This is a genomic window from Flavobacterium sediminilitoris (assembly GCF_023008245.1).
In the GTDB taxonomy this organism is placed as follows: Bacteria; Bacteroidota; Bacteroidia; order Flavobacteriales; family Flavobacteriaceae; genus Flavobacterium; species Flavobacterium sediminilitoris.
Window position 1 is genome coordinate 3,533,489 of sequence record NZ_CP090145.1, and the last position, 19,065, is coordinate 3,552,553.

Sequence of the window (19,065 nt, forward strand, 5' to 3'; positions counted from 1 at the left end):
ATGTCAATAGCAATTAATCTTAACGATATAAAATCATCACTTCCTGAGCAAGTTACTCTTGTTGCTGTTTCAAAAACGAAACCTATTAGTGATTTAAAAGAAGCTTATGAAGCTGGTCAGCGTATTTTTGGTGAAAATAAGATCCAAGAAATGACCGACAAATATGAAGAAATGCCAAAAGATATTGAATGGCACATGATAGGTCATGTTCAAACCAATAAAGTAAAATATATGGCTCCTTATGTAAGTTTGATACATGGAGTAGACAGCTTTAAACTTTTAAAAGAAATTAATAAACAAGCATTAAAAAATAATAGAATTATTGATTGTTTACTTCAAATTCACATAGCAGAAGAAGAAACAAAATTTGGTTTAGACAAAAAGGAATTAGAAGAAATTCTATCTTCTGAAGAGTTTAAAAACTTTAAGAATATTAAAATAGTTGGTTTAATGGGAATGGCTACTTTCACAGAAAATCAAAATCAAATTAAAAAAGAGTTTTTACATTTAAAATCTATTTTTAATACCTTACAAAATCAATTCGAAACCTCTAATTTAAAGCTAAAAATACTCTCAATGGGAATGTCTGGAGATTATCAGTTGGCAATTTCATGCGGAAGTACTATGGTTCGAATAGGAAGTAGTATATTTGGACACAGAAAATAGAAGAAATAAAGAAAAATATAAACACTTCTAACTAAATTTACTAAATTATACTAATTACTGAATACTAAATTTGTACGCAATACTCGACATAGAAACTACAGGTGGACAATATAACGAAGAAGGAATTACTGAGATTGCCATCTATAAATTTGATGGACATGAAATAGTAGATCAGTTCATTAGTTTAGTAAATCCTGAAAAACCAATTCAGCCATTTGTAGTAAAATTAACTGGAATAAATAATGCAATGCTTCGTTCAGCACCAAAGTTTTATGAAGTAGCAAAACGTATTATTGAAATTACAGAAGGTTGTGTACTTGTTGCTCATAATGCTGCTTTTGACTATCGCATTTTAAGTACCGAATTCCGAAGACTTGGTTATACGTATAAAAAATCGACACTTTGCACCATTGAATTGGCTAAAAAATTAATTCCAGAACAGCCTTCATATAGTCTTGGGAAATTGGTTCGCTCACTTGGAATTCCTATTGCTGATAGACATAGAGCAAATGGAGATGCTATGGCAACAATGAAACTTTTTCGATTATTACTTTCAAAAGATAGTGAGAAAGAAATTGTAAAAAGTTATGTAAAAACAGAAGTAAAAGCAGGAATTCTTCCAAAATTACTTGATATAGTTGAATCATTACCTTCAAAAATAGGTATCTATTATATTCATAATGAAAAAGGAGATGTTATATACATTGGTAAAAGTAAAAACATAAAAAAGAGAGTAAACCAGCATTTCACAGGTACTAGCCCTAAGAGTAAAAAAATTCAAAGAGAAGTCTTTACTGTAACTTTTGAGGAAACAGGAAATGAATTAGTAGCTCTTTTAAAAGAAAGTGAAGAGATTAAAATTAATAAACCAATATACAATAGAGCACAACGAAAAACATTATTTCAATGGGCATTGTATGCTGAAAAAGATTCTAAAGGTTATATAATTTTAAAAATTTCCAAATCTGATGGCAGAAAAAAAGAAATCACTTCATTTACTTCTCTTCAAGAAGGAAGAAAAACACTTTTTAAAATAACAGAAGAATATAATTTATGCCAAAAATTAAATGGATTATATGACACTAAAAAAGGATGTTTTCAATATGATGTAAAAACTTGTTTTGGAGCTTGTATTGAAAAAGAAAAACCAGAAGATTATAATAAAAGAGTAAATGAATTTATAGATCAAAATACTTTTTTAAACAACAATATGATTATTATTGACAAAGGAAGATCTCATGATGAGAGAAGTGCAATATTAATTGAAAATGGAGTGTATAAAGGCTATTGTTTTTATGGTTTAAATTATCAAATTAATAATATAGAAATTTTAAAAAAGCTAATCATTCCAATGCAAAATAACAGAGATACTAAAAACATTATCCAAGGTTATTTAAGAAAACGAAAAGTAATGAAAGTAGTAACATTTTAATTTTTTTAAATTTGTACTATGAAGTCCGAAAAATCAATATTTAAAAAATTTAGGCAAAAAGCACATATCATAATCTATGGTACAAACACAGTTTATGGTAGACTTTTCGATTTGTTTCTATTAGTCGTAATTCTTTTAAGTGTTGTATTAGTAATGCTTGAAACAGTTCAAGGTTTTGATACGAAATATCATGATCAAGTTGTGTTTTTAGAATGGAGTATTACTATTTTTTTTACAATTGAATATTTTTTACGAGTTATTTCTATAAACAAACCATTCAAATATATTTTTAGCTTTTATGGAATTATTGATTTAATAGCAGTGCTTCCTATGTATTTGTCATTATTTTTAACAGGAACAAGCGTATTAACCATAATAAGAGCATTTCGATTAATTCGATTATTCAAAATATTAAATCATCCTCAATTTACAGGACAATCATTGCATCTTAAAGAAGCTATGCTTGCTAGTAGAGGTAAAATTGTAGTTTTTATTTATTTTGTATTAATTAGCACTGTTTTTATAGGTTCAATTATGTATGTTATTGAAGGTCCAGAAAGTGGATTTACAAGTATACCTACAAGTATTTATTGGACTATTGTTACTTTAACAACTGTTGGATATGGAGATATTTCTCCTGTTACTCCTCTTGGTCAATTTGTTGCTTCTTTTGTAATGGTTTTAGGTTACGGAATTATTGCTGTTCCTACAGGAATTGTTACTGCGGAAATGGCAAAAACAAATCGTAAGCATCCTGAAATCAATAAGAAAAACCCTTGTGCAAATTGTGGAACAGAGGATCATTATACTGACGCTGAATTCTGCTATAATTGTGGAAATATATTAAGAAATGACTAATTTTTTAATTACTATAATTGGTCCAACTGCCATAGGAAAAACAGCTTTAAGTATAAAGTTAGCACAACATTTTAATTGCGAAATTTTATCTTGTGATAGTCGTCAATTTTTCAAAGAAATGAAAATTGGCACTGCTGTTCCTAATGATGACGAATTGAAAGCAGCAAAGCATCATTTTATACAAAACAAATCCATCTTTGAGAATTATAGTGTAGGTGATTTTGAAGAAGAAGCTTTAAATAAACTGAATGCACTTTTTAAAGAAAATAATATTCAAATATTAATTGGAGGTTCTGGATTATATGTTGATGCTGTTTTAAAAGGATTTGATGAATTCCCAGAAATAGACACTTCAGTTAGAACAGAAATAAATGAAAAATATGATCAGTATGGATTAATTTATCTTCAAGAAAAACTAAAGGAATTAGATATAGACTATTTTACTAAAATTTCAAATGAAAATCCACAAACACTTCAAAATCCGCAACGTATGAAACGTTTTGTTGAAGTATGTATTGGAACAGGAAAACCATATTCAAGTTTCATTGGAAGACGAAAAAATGAAAGAAACTTCATCCCAATTATAATTGGATTAGAAGCGGAAAGAGAAATTATGTATGATAGAATAAATCAACGAGTAGATATTATGATGAAGGAAGGATTATTAGGAGAAGCTACTCAACTATTTCCAAATAAACATTTAAATGCATTACAAACTGTTGGTTACAGGGAACTTTTTGAATTTTTAGATAAAAAAACTACTTTAGATTTTGCTGTTGAAGAAATTAAAAAGAATACCCGACGCTTTGCAAAAAGACAAATTACATGGTTTAAGCGAACAGAAAACACAAAATGGTTTGATTATAAAACGAATATAAAAGAAGTTACAGACTATATAAAATCGAGAATATAAAAATGCCTATATCATCAAAATTTACATCAATACTTGAACAAGAATATGAAATTAACTTTTTAAACTGCTATCCAAATGGCTATTTAAAATATACCGATTTATGCAATTTATTACAAATAACTGCTGGAAATCATGCAGATTTAGGAGGAATTAGTTTTACAGACATGCAAGTTTATCATCAAGCATGGGTAATGAGTAGAATGCGTTTAGAAATAGATAAACTTCCTAAATGGCGTGATATTATTGTTATAAAAACATGGATAAAAAGTTTAGAAAATTCACGTTCAATTCGATGTATGGAAATGTATCTCAATGATGAAAAAATAGTTGGGTGTGAAACGTATTGGGCAGTAATTAATACAAAAACAAGGCGTCCTGATTTATTAGCGTTGCCACATGAACATTTTGAGAAATTTCAAATTAATGCAACTCAACAATCTACTATTAAAATTGATATTGATGATTCCAAAGTTATTACTACTAAAAAAATAGTTTTATCGGATTTAGATGTTGTAAATCATGTAAATAACGTAAAATATTTAGAATGGTGTTTTGATTATGAAGATCCTAAAAGAATAATAAAGCAAGAAGTAAAATCATTAGATATTAATTTTATGCGTGAATTAAATTTAAATGACATTGCCGAAATTAATGTTTCTAAAAAAGAAGCACATACTGTTTATAATATTACTAAAGAGGATAAAAATGCTTATGCATTACAAATAGAATGGAAATAAAAAAATTCAGAAAATACAGCCATAAAAAAATGAGTTCAATATGTAATTGAACTCATTTTTTTATGACGAAATATCTTGTATTATTTCTTAACTACTAATCTAAATCCTTCACCGTGAATGTTAAGAATCTCAACATTTTCATCACGTTTCATGTATTTTCTAAGTTTAGCTATGTAAACGTCCATACTTCTAGATGTAAAATAATTATCATCTCTCCATATTTTTGTTAATGCTAACTCTCTAGGCATTAAATCATTTTCATGTAATGCTAACATTTTTAGTAATTCACACTCTTTTGGCGATAATTTAACTGGTTCTTCATTTTCAAATGATAAGAAACGAAGTTTAGAATTTAAATGAAACTTTCCAATTTCAAATTCAAATTTTGTATTATCTGGTTTAACTTCTGTTGCTTTTCTTTGAATAATAGCTTTAATTTTCATTAAAAGTACTTCAGAGTCAAATGGTTTATTTAAATAATCATCTGCTCCTACTTTGTATCCTTTTAAAACATCTTCTTTTAATGTTTTAGCTGTTAAAAATATAATAGGTACTTCTTGATTTTTTTCACGAATTTCTCTTGCTAATGTATATCCATCTTTATACGGCATCATCACATCTAATATACATAAATCGTAAATATCTTTTTTAAATTTTTCAAACCCTTCCATTCCGTTCTTTGCTAAGGTTACATCAAAATCATTAATGATTAGGTAATCCTTTAATATAGCTCCAAAATTTGGGTCATCTTCAACTAATAAAATTTTTCTAGCTTCCATATTTTTTTTAATTTATTAATGGCATTTTAAATATAAATGTACTTCCTTTTCCTTTTTCACTTTCAACAAAAATTTGCCCATTATGGTCTTCAACTATTTGTTTAACATAAGACAAACCTAGACCATGTCCTTTTACATTATGCAAATCTCCTGTATGCTCTCTATAAAATTTCTCAAAGACTCTTTTTTGAGCTACTTTACTCATTCCAGATCCTTGATCTTGTATTTTAATTATAATAAAATCTTTAATATTCTCAGTAAATACATCAATTATAGGTGCTCCTACTGAATATTTAACTGCATTATCCAAAACATTTACTAAAACATTTGTAAAATGTACATCGTTTAACAATATTGTTGTTCTAGTCGCTTCAAAATGCGTTTTTATTTGTCCTTCTCTATCTTCAATTATCAAACTAATATGTTCAATTGCATCTTCTATTATTTGTAAAACATCTACAGGTTCTTTGGAAATATCTAATTCATTTTTTTCTAATTTAGAAATTCGTAAAACATTTTCCACCTGTGCATGCATTCTTTTATTTTCTTCCTTAATCATTTGAAGATAACGTTGTACTTTATCTTTATCTTCAATAATTTTAGGATTCTTAATGGCGTCGAGTGCAAGATTTATTGTTGCAATAGGTGTCTTAAACTCGTGCGTCATATTATTTATAAAATCGGTTTTAATTTCCGAAATTTGTTTTTGTTTAATTAATTGATTTAAAGCACTTGAATAGGTTAAAACAATTATTAATGTAAATAATAAAGACAACATTGTAATTCCTAATATTGATGAGAAAAAGAATTTACTCTTTTGAGGAAATGTAACCAATAATTGATATTGACTCATTCCTTCATTATCCTGAAAGATAGGAATTCCATAAGTAGATCTTTTATCATACTTAAATTTATCTGAACGTATTTTTGTTGCAAGACCATTACTATAAATACCAAACTCAAATGGTGTTTTTATTTGATATTTATCTAACTCGTCTTTTAAATATTTTTCAAGTTCTTGTTTGCCTATTCTGTCTTGAATAGCTCTTTGCGATACAATATCTTTAAAAAAAAGTTGAAAATTAACTTTATCTAAAGAGGATAAACTACCCGATTTTTCTATTGTAACATCTGGCTTTCTAGTCATTTCAATCGAAGGATTATCAATTGAAGTTCCTGCATAAATTTCTGTCTTTCTATTTGAAACTAGACTTCCTACATTTATTGTATCTGCATTTTTATCAAAAAAAGATCCATTTATTCCATAATTTTCAGCAACTAATGAACTTGTATAAATTATTGTTTCATTTGTTTTTCTATTTCTTTCTAAAAAAAAGAATTCTTTTAACGTGTTTGTTTCTGGTTCTTTACCTATACTATCTTTAATTTTATTGTATTGTTGGTAAAATGAAACCAGTTCTTTATTATCTATTGCATCTGCGACATTACCTATAATTTGCTGAACATGAAGCTTAAACTCCTCTTCACTCTTTTTTAATGACGTATTTATCCAATATAATTGAACAATTATTATCCCTACCAAAGATAAACTCATTAAAAAAACCAATAAGCGAAACCTTTTTTTATTCATCAATACAAAATTAGTATTTTAACATTTACTTAGTGAAAACATTAACCAAAGATTAACATTAACAGAATTTATTACGATATTTTTAAAATTTTAAGAATTTTATCAATTTCCAAAAAAGTATCATTTAAATTAATATTCTGCACAATAAAATCGCTTTTCTTTGATTTTTCATCATCAGAAAGTTGATTTTTCATTCTTTTTAATATTTCATTTTTATCAATATTATCTCTTTTCATTATCCTATCCATTTTCACATTTTCAGGTGCTGTAATTAATATTACTTTATCACATTCTTTATCTCCACCTGTCTCAAATAGTATAGCAACTTCTTTAATAATAAAAGGAGCATTCTTGTGTGTTTTTAACCAATCTTTAAAATGTTGCTTTACTTTTGGATGAATTAACTGATTTAACTGATTTAATTTTTCAGGATTTTGAAAAACAATTGAAGCAATTTTTTTTCTGTCTAATTTATGTTTATCGTTTAATATATTTTCTTCAAAAAGCAACTGAACTTCAACAACAACGTTTTCATCGTCCATTATTTTTTTTGCTTCATCATCAGCTATATATACAGGAATATTTTTCGAAGCAATATATTTTGCAACGGTACTTTTTCCGCTTCCAATTCCCCCGGTAAGTCCAATAATTTTTGTCATATTACTTCTTAAAAAATAATTCTGGGTGTGCTTCTTCTGGTTTCTTTTTTAGTACAAATAAATTTGTAAAAGCCTGAATAAATCCTTTTCCATAACCATAGAATTGAATTAAGCTTGCAAAAACAGCGTAACATCCTATTTTAATACTTTTATTTTGTAATAATGCACTCACAAAAATCATTCCAAAATAGAATACATAACAAAATAAAAAGTAAGGAAATGAAAAAACAGCAAAAAGGATACTAAATATAAACCCTAGTAAGAATAAACTAGGAAACCAAAATGTTATTTTTGCATATTCTGGATACCAAAAATTCAATATTGGTCTGGCTTTTCCAAATTTATTTACCTGAGTATAAAACTTATTCCAATCTATTCTTCTTTTATGATAAACATAAGCGTCTGAAATCAACTTTGTTTTAAAGTTCATTTTCCATAATCGAATTGATAAATCTGGGTCTTCTCCAGGATGAATATTTCCAAAACCTTTTGAAGCTTCAAATGCTTTTTTGGAAAGTCCCATGTTAAAACTTCTAGGTTGAAATTTGTCTATTTTTTCGCTTCCTCCTCTTATTCCTCCCGTTGTAATAAAAGAAGTCATAGTAAAATTTATCGCTTTTTGAATATCTGAAAAAGTATCTAATGCTTTGTCTGGACCACCAAAGCAGTCAACAAATTCTAAAGTCAAAGAATCTGAAACTTTTTGCAAATAGTCTTTAGGAATAATACAATCTGAATCTAGAATAATGAAATAATCTCCTTTAGCATTTCTCATTCCGAAATTTCTAGAATCTCCTGGTCCTGAATTTGACTTAAAGAAATAGCTTATATCTAATTTATCTTTATATTTTTCAACTATTTGATTGCATTTTATAGTTGAACCATCTTCTATAATAACTATTTCAAATGCATATTGAAAGCTTAATTGTGTTAGACTTTGTAACAACTCATCTATTTCATCTGGACGGTTATAAACGGGTATAATAAACGAAAAAAGCATCCTTGTAATTTTTTTAACAAAGATACTCTTTATAAAATGCATTTCTAAAAAAATAGAATTAGATTTTAATCCACAATTTTTTAAAAATTATCTCTTATAATTATAAATTTGTACCTTTATACACGCTAGAAAATTAAATATAAAATATAATCTATGAAAATGTTCCCATTAAAAACAAAAAAGCAGTTCCTGATTTTAGCATTCCTACTGTTATTTTGCATTCCTCAAGACCTTTTTTCACAAGGACCACCACCTTGGGCGCCAGCTCATGGATATAGAGCCAAAACAAAACACATCTATTTCCCTGATCAAAATTTTTACTATGATATTGAAAAAGGTGTCTATCTTTATTTAAATAATGGCAATTGGTCAGTTTCTGTTTCCCTTCCTTCTATATTTGGTCGTATCAATTTAAACACAGCCCGTAAAGTAGAATTAGAAATTGGTGGACACACCCCATACCAATATAACGACAAACATATTATTGCCTATAAAAAACCTAAAAAAGAGAAAAAACAGAAAAAAGTTAAGGAGCGTAAACATTAAATTCCAGCTATTTCTTTTATTTCAGATACAAATCGCTCTGCTAAAACGTCTGCTTCATTTTGAGAAGGCGCTTCTGTATAAATACGAATAATCGGTTCTGTATTTGATTTTCTTAAATGTACCCATTCTGTTGGAAAATCAATTTTTACACCATCAATAATAGAAATATTTTCATTCTTATATTTCTCAGTCATTGATTTCAATATTAAATCTACATCTATTTGAGGTGTTAATTCAATTTTATTTTTACTCATAAAATATTGTGGATAACTTGCTCTTAATGCTGCAACTGTAATATCTAAATTAGCCAAATGAGTTAAAAACAAGGCAACTCCTACTAAACTATCTCTTCCGTAATGACTTTCTGGGTAAATAATTCCTCCATTTCCTTCTCCTCCAATAATTGCATTTGTTTCTTTCATTAAGGTAACAACATTCACTTCTCCAACAGCACTTGCTTTATATTTTCCTCCATGTTTTTCTGTAATATCTTTTAATGCGCGAGAAGAAGACATATTTGAAACGGTGTTTCCTTTTGTTTTACTTAAAACATAATCTGCACAAGCAACTAATGTATACTCTTCTCCAAACATTTCTCCATCATTTGAAATAAAAGCTAATCGGTCAACATCTGGATCGACTACAATTCCAAAATCAGCTTTTTCTTCAATAACTAGTTTACAAATATCTCCTAAGTGTTCTTTTAAAGGTTCTGGATTATGTGGAAAATGTCCATTTGGCTCGCAATATAATTCTACTACTTCAACTCCCATTTGTTCTAACAACTTAGGAATAATAATACCTCCTGAAGAATTTACTCCATCTACAACTACTTTAAATTTTCTTTTAGCAACTATTTCTGCATCAACTAAAGGCAAGTTTAAAACTTCATCTATATGAATATCCATATATGCGTCGTTCTCTGTAACTTCTCCTAATGAATCAACATCTGAAAAGTGGAAAGATTCTGCTTCAGCAATTTCTAATATTACAGCACCGTCATCTCCGTTTAAAAACTCCCCTTTTTCGTTTAGCAACTTTAAAGCATTCCATTGTTTTGGATTATGTGAAGCTGTTAAAATAATACCTCCATCGGCTTTTTCTAAAGGAACAGCTATTTCAACTGTTGGTGTTGTAGATAACCCTAAATCAATAACATTTATTCCTAATCCTATTAATGTGTTTACAACTAAATTATGAATCATTGGTCCTGAAATACGAGCGTCTCTACCAATAACAACTGTTAACTTTTCTTTATTACTATTTTGTTTTAAGAATGTTCCATAAGCAGATGCAAATTTTACAGCATCTAACGGTGTAAGATTATCTCCTACTTTCCCACCTATTGTTCCTCTAATTCCTGAAATTGATTTTATTAAAGTCATATTATTTTATATACGATTTATAAACTTTGATTTACAATATTTAATTAATAAATTATAAATTGCAAACAAATATAGTAATTGACCTTTTAAAATCTAAAGGAACTTTAAAAAAAGACAAAATGAATTTCTTAGCCCATATCTATCTTTCTGGAAATAATGACATGATTAAAATTGGTAATTTTATGGCAGATGGTATTCGCGGAAATGATTATTTAAAATTCCCTGATGAAATTCGAAAAGGAATTATGCTTCATCGAGAAATTGACACTTTTACAGATGCGCATCCTATTTTTAGAAAAAGTAAGCATCGCTTGCATGAAAGATATGGTCACTATTCAGGTGTAATTATTGATATTTTCTATGATCATTTTTTAGCTAAAAATTGGGAAACGTATTCTTCAGTTCCATTAGCAACTTATATAAACACATTTTACAAACTATTAGATACTAATTTTAAATTACTTACACTAAAAACTCAAAAGATGTTACCTAGCATGGTTAATCAAAATTGGTTACTAAGCTATGCAACAGTTGAAGGAATTGGTACTATTTTATATCAAATGGACTATCGAACAAAATTTAAATCTAAGATGCAATTTGCTACAGACGAATTAAAACTTTACTATAATGATTTTGAAAATGAATTTACCCTTTTCTTTGAAGAAGTTAGAAAAATGAGCATAGAAAAACTACAGAATGATTAGTGTATTTTTCAATTAAAGGCTAACTTCGCAGAAATTTTAATCTTCTAATGTCGCCAAAAAAAACCAATCTTATTATTCGATTATTGAGCAAAGGCTTTAAGCGTTTAGAACGATTCGTTTTCATTTTAAAATTATTAGTTACACCTAGGCAATTTATCTATTTTTCTTGTGTCTTAGTTGGAATTTCATCTGCATTAGCTGTAATTCTTTTAAAAACATTTGCACACTGGGTTTATAATTTTGCTCAATATTTAGACGGTATACTTCATTTACCATATAGTAATAGTCTTTTGCCTATAATTGGTATTTTATTAACCGTTTTAGTAGTTACAAAGCTCTTAGATGGATCTATACAAAAAGGAACCTCTCATATTATGTATGCTGTTGCTAGAAAGGGAGGAATGATGCCTTTTAAGCAGATGTATTCTCAAATAATTACTAGTTCTTTCACTGTTGGTCTTGGTGGAAGTGCTGGTTTAGAATCTCCAATTACCATTACTGGAGCAGCATTTGGAAGTAATTATGCGCAAAATTATAGATTAAGTCATAAAGATAGATCACTATTATTGGCTTGTGGAGTTGCTGCTGGAATTGCAGCTGCTTTTAATGCGCCAATTGCTGGTGTACTTTTTGCAATAGAAGTTGTATTAGCAGAAATTAGTATTACAGCTTTTATTCCTATTATGATTAGTGCCGCAACTGGAGCATTAGTTTCAACTATTATTCTTAATGAAGATATTTTATTGACCTTTAAACAAGGTGAGGTTATGGATTATCATAATATTCCTCAATATGTACTACTTGGTTTATTATCTGGCTTTGTATCCATAAATTATGCTCGAACTTTTAGAAAAATTGAAAATCATTTTGCTAATTCAAAACTTGGAAACTATAGAAAAGCATTATATGGCGCTTCGTTATTAGCCATTTTAATTTTCTTCTTCCCTTCATTATTTGGTGAAGGATATGAAAGTATCAAAATTTTAGCAAATGCGCATCCTGAAAAAATACTCGACAATACATTATTAGATAATTTTAAAGATAATAACTGGATATTGCTAGCTTTTGTAGGAATAACAATGATGATTAAAGTATACGCAACAGGTCTAACTCTTGGTTCTGGTGGAAATGGAGGTAACTTTGCTCCTTCCCTTTTTGTGGGTTCATATTTAGGTTTTTTTGTGGCCAAATTTTTTAACCTTATAGGAATAACAAAACCGTTATCTGTGAGTAATTTCACTTTAGTTGGAATGGCTGGTGTTTTAAGTGGTTTATTTCATGCTCCGCTTACTTCAATATTCTTAATCGCTGAAATTACAGGTGGATATAATCTAATGGTTCCATTAATGATTGTCTCTTCTGTAAGTTTTGCTATTTCAAAACGTTTTGAGCCTTATTCTTTTGACATTAAGCATTTGGCTGATAAAGGAGAAGTTTTCACTAATAATAAGGATAAAAATATTCTAACCTGTTTAGATATATCTACTTTTATTCTAACAAATTACAAACCTATTCAAGAATCTAAGTCTCTAGAAGAATTAGTAGAAATTGTAAAACATACTGACAATATTGTATTTCCAGTATTAAATGAAGAGAAAGAATTTTTAGGATTAATTTATTTAGATAATATACGTCCTATTATATTTTCTCCATTTAAAATAAAATACACTTCCACACATGAAGTAATGCAATCTCCAAAAGAAATCGTTTTACATAATGATAGTTTGGAAATAGTAATGGAAAAATTTGAAAAAACAGATACTTCGATTTTACCTGTATTCAAAAATGGTCTTTTTTATGGTTTTATCTACAAAACAATGATTCTTGAAAAATATAGAGATCAACTTAAAGAAATGGTAATTGAATAATTTTTATAATTCATTTAAATAAGCTATTTTTAATATCTTAAATTCCTTTTTACATGAAAAAATTAGCATTTACAATTTTTATTTGCTGTATTCTGAATATTTCATTTTCTCAAGAAAAAAAAGATATAAAATTTGACAAACAAAAATTTTTAAAAGAACTATCAGACAACGCATGTATATGTATTGATTCAATAAACACATTTGACAAAATTAAAGATAGTATAGCTTCAGAAATCAGCAAATGTATCGACAATCAAGTTGGCGCTTATCAAATGGGAATTAAAATTGATAAAATTAAAGACTTAGAAAAAGAAGCAAAAACAGTTGATGGTAAAAAACAAATTGATATTTCTATCAATTTCAACCCAAATTCTAAGGAATATAAAGAATACTACTATGAAATTGAAAGATATTTAAACGAGAATTGTGATGTTATAAAATCTAAAATGAAATCAAACGATAAGCTAAGTGCCAAGTCATTATCTAAAAATAGTTTAGCATTAGAATATTACAATAAAGGTTTAGATGCTACAAAAGAAAATGATTTTGAAGGAGCTATCAATTATTATAAAAAAGCCGTTGAAATAGATCCTGAATTTGCTTTTGCTTATGACAATATGGGAATTTGCTATAGAAGATTAGAAAATTATGACGAAGCTATAAAAGCCTATGAAAAATCATTAAAAATAGATCCGAATGGCTTAATGCCTCTACAAAATATTGGTGTTGTTTATATCTATAAAAAAGAATATAAAAATGCTATAAAAGCTTATGAAAGATTAGGCGAAATTCAACCTAATAATCCTGAAGTATTTTATGGCCTTGGTTCTATTTATGCTCAAAATTTAAATGATCTTGAAAAAGGATTAGATAATATGTGTAAAGCATATTTAATTTATGTAGCACAAAAATCACCTTATAGAACAGATACTGAACAATTTATTCAAATGCTTCATAGTGAATTTAAAAAACAAAATAAACTAAACGATTTTAATTCAATTTTAGAAAAAAATCGCATCAAAACAAATTAGTTATTATTGAATAATATTACAATAGAAAACAGTAGCAAAATATTTCACTACTGTTTTTATTTTTTTAAATTTAAGCTTTATTTAGATTTTTCCTCTATAAAATAATCATTTTGATTCTTAAACAATACATTAAATATTCTTAAATTAACATAAACTCTAATAATATATTACTTCTGGTTCTTCCAGTTTACTTGAATTTATTTTTTGTTCCAAGACTAATTTGTCTCACTCCTATTTATCTGCAATTAAAACATGAGGAGCAATATAGCTCCATCTCTACAAGATATTTTCAACTTCAAGTAAACTTATTGCATCCAAATCAGTTTCAACAATTTCAAAATTACTATCTAGATCAATTGTTTCTAACCCATTCTCAATAAAAGTACCCCAGTAAAGTCTAGGAGAAATATTAGTAATAACAACTAATCTAAAATCATTATGCTTTATTCTTAATCCTATTCCTAAATAATTTTAATTTATTAAAAAATAGCCATCTAATTTAAAAATCAAAAATACTTATCTACTTAAAAATAGTATCTTTGCATTTTGCCAAAAATTATGTTAAACACAGACGATACTATTGAGATCATAGGTGCAAGAGCACATAACCTAAAAAATATAGATGTTACCATTCCCAGAGAAAAGCTAGTTGTTATAACTGGATTATCGGGTTCTGGAAAATCTTCCCTTGCATTTGATACTATTTATGCAGAAGGTCAGCGTAGATATATTGAAACCTTTTCAGCTTATGCCAGACAATTTTTAGGTGGATTAGAAAGACCCGATGTAGATAAAATTGATGGTCTTTCACCTGTTATCGCAATTGAACAAAAAACAACTAGTAAAAGTCCGCGTTCAACTGTTGGTACAATAACCGAAATATATGACTTTCTCCGTCTTTTATATGCCAGAGCAGCAGATGCTTATAGCTATAATACAGGAGAGAAAATGGTTTCTTACTCAGATGAGCAAATAAAAAAACTTATTATTGAAGACTTTCAAGGCAAAAGAATTAACATATTAGCGCCTGTAATTCGTTCTAGAAAAGGACATTATAGAGAATTATTTGAACAAATTTCAAAACAAGGTTTTTTAAAAGTTCGTGTAGATGGACAAATTAAGGATTTAGAATTTGGAATGAAAATAGATCGATATAAAACACATGATATCGAAATTGTAATTGATAGACTTGCCATTGAAGATGATGAAGATACTGATAAAAGATTAAATGAAAGTATTAAAACGGCAATGTACCATGGAGATGATATTTTAATGGTAATTGAACAAGAAAGTCAAGAAGCACGCTATTATAGTAGAACATTAATGTGTCCTTCATCGGGAATATCTTATCCTAATCCTGAACCTAATAACTTTTCTTTCAACTCTCCAAAAGGAGCTTGTTCTAATTGTAACGGATTAGGAACCGTTCACGAAATTAATCTTGGAAAAATTATACCTAATCCAAAACTATCTATAAAAAACGGTGGTTTTATTCCTCTAGGAGATTATAAAAATTCATGGATTTTTAAACAATTAGAAATAATTGCACAAAAATTTGAATTCAAAATAACAGACCCTATTGAAACACTTCCAAAAGAAGCAATGGAAATGATTTTATATGGAGGAAATGAAAAATTCTCTGTTGTTTCTAAAGTAATGGGAATTACAAAAGACTATAAAATTGATTTTGAAGGAATTTCAAACTTTATCAAAAATCAATATGAAGAAAGTAATTCAGCTTCCATAAAGCGTTGGGCAAAAGAATTCATGGACGAAAATGATTGCCCTGAATGTAATGGAACACGTTTAAGAAAAGAAGCACTTTATTTTAAAATAAATGAAAAAAACATAGGAGATTTAGTCCAAATGGATATCTCTGAATTAGCAGAATGGTTTGCTAATTTACCAAAGCATTTATCCGAAAAACAAGCGACTATTGCAACTGAAATATTAAAAGAAATAATTGCTCGACTTCAATTTTTACTTGATGTTGGTTTAAATTATCTATCCTTAAATAGAGGTTCTAAAACATTATCTGGTGGAGAAGCACAACGTATTCGCTTAGCAACACAAATTGGATCACAATTAGTAGGCGTTTTATATATTTTAGACGAACCTAGTATTGGCTTACATCAAAGAGATAATGAACGCTTAATAAAGTCCTTAGAAAGCCTTCGCGATCTAGGAAATTCTGTTATTGTTGTAGAACATGATAAAGACATGATTGAAAGAGCTGATCATGTTATTGATATTGGTCCAAAAGCTGGTCGTTTCGGTGGTCAAATTATTAGCGAAGGAACTCCACAAGAAATTTTAAAGCACAATACTATTACCGCTCAATACATGAATGGAAAAATGAGTATTGAAGTTCCTACAACACGTAGAGAAGGAAATGGAAAAACACTAAAGTTAACTGGTGCAACAGGAAATAATTTAAAAAATGTAACTGTAGAATTTCCATTAGGAAAACTAATCTGTGTTACAGGTGTTTCTGGAAGTGGGAAATCTACATTAATTAACGAAACACTCTACCCTATTTTAAATACGCACTTCTTTAATGCAGTAAAAAAACCACAACCATATAAAAAAATTGAAGGACTAGAACATATTGACAAAGTAATTGACATAGATCAAAGTCCAATAGGAAGAACTCCAAGAAGTAATCCTGCTACTTATACTGATGTTTTCTCAGAAATAAGAAGTCTATTTACCCTAACACCAGAAGCTCAAATTAGAGGATACAAACCTGGTCGTTTCAGCTTTAATGTAAAAGGTGGTCGTTGTGAAACTTGCGAAGGTTCTGGTGTTCGTACTATAGAAATGAGTTTTCTACCTGATGTATATGTAGAATGTGAAACATGTCAAGGTAAACGTTTTAATAGAGAAACTTTAGAAATCAGATATAAAGGAAAATCTATTTCCGATATATTAAATATGACTGTTGACGAAGCAGTAGACTTCTTTGAAAACATTCCAAAAATATATAGAAAAGTAAAAACCATCCAAGATGTTGGATTAGGCTATATAACTCTTGGACAGCAAAGCACAACCCTTTCTGGTGGTGAAGCGCAACGAGTAAAACTCGCAACAGAACTTTCAAAGAAAGATACAGGTAATACTTTTTATATATTAGATGAACCTACAACTGGTCTACATTTTGAAGATATTCGTGTTTTAATGGATGTTATCAATAAATTAGTAGACAAAGGAAATACTGTATTAATTATTGAACATAACTTAGATGTTGTAAAACTAGCCGATTATGTTATTGATATTGGATATGAAGGCGGAAAAGGTGGTGGACAATTAATAGCAAAAGGAACACCCGAAGAAATTATAAAAAATAAGAAAAGTTATACTGCCCAGTTTTTAAAAAAAGAATTATCTTAGCAAGCTTGATTAATTTTAAAATAAGAAAAGAAAAATGGCATTAGAGCAATACGAAAACGAAGATTACAGAATTCAAGAGAAATTCAAACAAAAAACTTGGAACGAAATAAGAACAAACGATTCTTGGGCAATTTTTAAAATCATGTCTGAATTTGTTAATGGATATGAAGCAATGGGAAGAATTGGCCCTTGTGTATCTATATTTGGTTCGGCAAGAACAAAACCAGAAGACAAATACTATTTATTAGCTGAAAAAATAGCCTATAAAATTAGTAAAGGTGGTTATGGTGTTATTACTGGTGGTGGTCCTGGTATTATGGAAGCTGGAAATAAAGGAGCTCATTATGGTGGTGGAACTTCGGTAGGTTTAAACATCGATTTACCTTTTGAACAACATTTCAACCCTTATATTGATAGAGATAAAAACTTAAATTTTGATTATTTCTTCGTAAGAAAAGTAATGTTTGTAAAATATTCTCAAGGATTTGTAGTAATGCCAGGTGGTTTTGGAACATTGGATGAATTATTTGAAGCAATTACGCTAATTCAAACTAAAAAAATTGCTAAATTCCCTATAATATTAGTCGGAACAGAGTTCTGGAGCGGTTTAATGGATTGGGTAAAAACAGTACTTTTAGAAAAATTCAACAATGTAAGCTCTCACGATTTAGATTTATTTACAATTGTTGACAATGAAGACCAAGTATTAGAAGCACTTGATAATTTTTATAAAAAATACAATCTGTCTCCTAATTTTTAAATATCAAACCGACCTTATGGTCGGTTTTTTTTATCTTTTATTTTTCTTATGATGCTTCACTTTACAAGTATTTATACCTAAAAGTGCATAAATTCCGCAAAATTGTATTGAAGATGTAACAACCATTACTAAACCTAATACTAATACAATCCATTTTAGTGTACCATCAATAGAACCTGAAAGCCCTAATATCAATGCAATTACACCAATAATAATTCGAAGAAAACGATCCCCATTCCCAATATTTTTTTTCATAAGATATATAATATTAAATTAATTTTCTATTGGTTTTCCATTCGCTTTCCAACTCGTAATTCCTCCATCTAACTCTACAATATTAGTAAAACCTAGATTTTTAAGTTTCTCAACAGCTTTACTACTTCTTCCTCCTGATTTACAATATACTAAAACTGGTTTTTGTTTATCTAGATTAGTCACTTTAACATCAAAATCATCGGCTTTAACATCAATATTCATAGCATTTATAAGATGCCCAGAAGAAAACTCATCAGAAGTTCTCACATCAACTAATTGCACATCTTTCTCATTCATTCTCTGCTCAAACACAACATCAGAAACGGTAATACCTTCTGTTTTTTCTTTTAAACAAGCAGTTGCTGCTAAGAAAACAAAGCTAATAATTACTAATCTAAATTTCATTCGTATTTTATTTTAAATAATTTAAGAAATCAATTTTTGAATCTTTTTAAACCATTTATATCTAAAAACAATTCTTTTTTGACGTC

18 protein-coding genes are annotated in these 19,065 nt (G+C 28.3%); 11 read left to right on the forward strand and 7 right to left on the reverse strand.

The window, feature by feature from the left end:
- From LXD69_RS16240 to LXD69_RS16260, 5 genes are all read left to right on the forward strand, one after another.
- A complete protein-coding gene (locus tag LXD69_RS16240) occupies positions 1 to 666 on the forward strand; it encodes a YggS family pyridoxal phosphate-dependent enzyme (RefSeq protein WP_246916149.1) in 666 nt (221 codons plus the stop codon).
- A 70-nt stretch (positions 667 to 736) separates the two neighbouring features.
- A complete protein-coding gene (locus LXD69_RS16245) occupies positions 737 to 2,098 on the forward strand; it encodes an exonuclease domain-containing protein (protein WP_246916150.1) in 1,362 nt (453 codons plus the stop codon).
- A gap of 18 nt (positions 2,099 to 2,116) precedes the next feature.
- Positions 2,117 to 2,956 carry an ion transporter gene (locus LXD69_RS16250; protein WP_246916151.1) on the forward strand — a complete coding sequence of 280 codons (840 nt, stop codon included), beginning with the start codon at positions 2,117 to 2,119 and terminating at the stop codon, positions 2,954 to 2,956.
- The gene (gene miaA / locus LXD69_RS16255) at positions 2,949 to 3,869 is read left to right on the forward strand and encodes a tRNA (adenosine(37)-N6)-dimethylallyltransferase MiaA (RefSeq protein WP_045966322.1); all 921 of its coding nucleotides are present in this window, start codon (positions 2,949 to 2,951) and stop codon (positions 3,867 to 3,869) included. The genes LXD69_RS16250 and miaA overlap by 8 nt, the downstream gene beginning before the upstream one ends.
- A 2-nt stretch (positions 3,870 to 3,871) precedes the next feature.
- Complete coding sequence (locus LXD69_RS16260; RefSeq protein WP_246916152.1) at positions 3,872 to 4,606, forward strand: acyl-[acyl-carrier-protein] thioesterase; 735 nt, start codon at positions 3,872 to 3,874, stop codon at positions 4,604 to 4,606.
- 80 nt (positions 4,607 to 4,686) lie between these two features.
- Here the strand turns inward: LXD69_RS16260 and LXD69_RS16265 are convergent, their stop codons facing one another.
- The 4 genes from LXD69_RS16265 to LXD69_RS16280 all read right to left on the reverse strand — a co-directional run bounded on the left by LXD69_RS16265 (position 4,687) and on the right by LXD69_RS16280 (position 8,635).
- Positions 4,687 to 5,385, reverse strand: coding sequence for a response regulator transcription factor (locus LXD69_RS16265; protein WP_045966655.1), 699 nt, complete (start codon positions 5,383 to 5,385; stop codon positions 4,687 to 4,689).
- Positions 5,386 to 5,392: 7 nt separating this feature from the next.
- Positions 5,393 to 6,976 carry a sensor histidine kinase gene (locus tag LXD69_RS16270; protein ID WP_246916153.1) on the reverse strand — a complete coding sequence of 528 codons (1,584 nt, stop codon included), beginning with the start codon at positions 6,974 to 6,976 and terminating at the stop codon, positions 5,393 to 5,395.
- A 71-nt stretch (positions 6,977 to 7,047) separates the two neighbouring features.
- Positions 7,048 to 7,635 (reverse strand): dephospho-CoA kinase, encoded by a 588-nt coding sequence (gene coaE, locus LXD69_RS16275; RefSeq protein WP_045966650.1) that lies wholly within the window; start codon positions 7,633 to 7,635, stop codon positions 7,048 to 7,050.
- A gap of 1 nt (position 7,636) precedes the next feature.
- Positions 7,637 to 8,635, reverse strand: coding sequence for a glycosyltransferase (locus LXD69_RS16280; RefSeq protein WP_246916154.1), 999 nt, complete (start codon positions 8,633 to 8,635; stop codon positions 7,637 to 7,639).
- A gap of 153 nt (positions 8,636 to 8,788) precedes the next feature.
- Here LXD69_RS16280 and LXD69_RS16285 point away from each other — a divergent pair, with 153 nt between their 5' ends.
- A complete protein-coding gene (locus tag LXD69_RS16285) occupies positions 8,789 to 9,181 on the forward strand; it encodes a hypothetical protein (protein WP_052705057.1) in 393 nt (130 codons plus the stop codon).
- On the opposite strand, the gene glmM is transcribed toward LXD69_RS16285, so the two are convergent.
- Positions 9,178 to 10,566 (reverse strand): phosphoglucosamine mutase, encoded by a 1,389-nt coding sequence (gene glmM, locus LXD69_RS16290; RefSeq protein ID WP_246916155.1) that lies wholly within the window; start codon positions 10,564 to 10,566, stop codon positions 9,178 to 9,180. The genes LXD69_RS16285 and glmM overlap by 4 nt on opposite strands.
- Positions 10,567 to 10,685: 119 nt before the next feature.
- Between glmM and LXD69_RS16295 the strand changes: the two genes are divergently transcribed.
- The 5 genes from LXD69_RS16295 to LXD69_RS16320 all read left to right on the forward strand — a co-directional run bounded on the left by LXD69_RS16295 (position 10,686) and on the right by LXD69_RS16320 (position 18,319).
- The gene (locus LXD69_RS16295) at positions 10,686 to 11,270 is read left to right on the forward strand and encodes an acyl carrier protein phosphodiesterase (RefSeq protein WP_045967435.1); all 585 of its coding nucleotides are present in this window, start codon (positions 10,686 to 10,688) and stop codon (positions 11,268 to 11,270) included.
- Positions 11,271 to 11,317: 47 nt separating this feature from the next.
- Positions 11,318 to 13,138 carry a chloride channel protein gene (locus tag LXD69_RS16300; protein ID WP_246916156.1) on the forward strand — a complete coding sequence of 607 codons (1,821 nt, stop codon included), beginning with the start codon at positions 11,318 to 11,320 and terminating at the stop codon, positions 13,136 to 13,138.
- 53 nt (positions 13,139 to 13,191) lie between these two features.
- Positions 13,192 to 14,169: a tetratricopeptide repeat protein gene (locus tag LXD69_RS16305; RefSeq protein ID WP_246916157.1), complete on the forward strand. Its 978-nt coding sequence runs from the start codon at positions 13,192 to 13,194 to the stop codon at positions 14,167 to 14,169.
- A 558-nt stretch (positions 14,170 to 14,727) separates the two neighbouring features.
- The gene (gene uvrA / locus LXD69_RS16315; RefSeq protein WP_246916158.1) at positions 14,728 to 17,559 is read left to right on the forward strand and encodes an excinuclease ABC subunit UvrA; all 2,832 of its coding nucleotides are present in this window, start codon (positions 14,728 to 14,730) and stop codon (positions 17,557 to 17,559) included.
- Between the two features lie 34 nt (positions 17,560 to 17,593).
- On the forward strand, positions 17,594 to 18,319 hold the full coding sequence (locus LXD69_RS16320) for an LOG family protein (RefSeq protein WP_045971747.1): 726 nt from the start codon (positions 17,594 to 17,596) through the stop codon (positions 18,317 to 18,319).
- 30 nt (positions 18,320 to 18,349) lie between these two features.
- Here the strand turns inward: LXD69_RS16320 and LXD69_RS16325 are convergent, their stop codons facing one another.
- Together LXD69_RS16325 and LXD69_RS16330 are read right to left on the reverse strand one after the other, a co-directional pair.
- Positions 18,350 to 18,574, reverse strand: coding sequence for a YgaP family membrane protein (locus tag LXD69_RS16325; RefSeq protein ID WP_045971750.1), 225 nt, complete (start codon positions 18,572 to 18,574; stop codon positions 18,350 to 18,352).
- A gap of 18 nt (positions 18,575 to 18,592) precedes the next feature.
- Positions 18,593 to 18,979: a rhodanese-like domain-containing protein gene (locus LXD69_RS16330; RefSeq protein ID WP_045971752.1), complete on the reverse strand. Its 387-nt coding sequence runs from the start codon at positions 18,977 to 18,979 to the stop codon at positions 18,593 to 18,595.
- Positions 18,980 to 19,065: the final 86 nt, after the last annotated feature.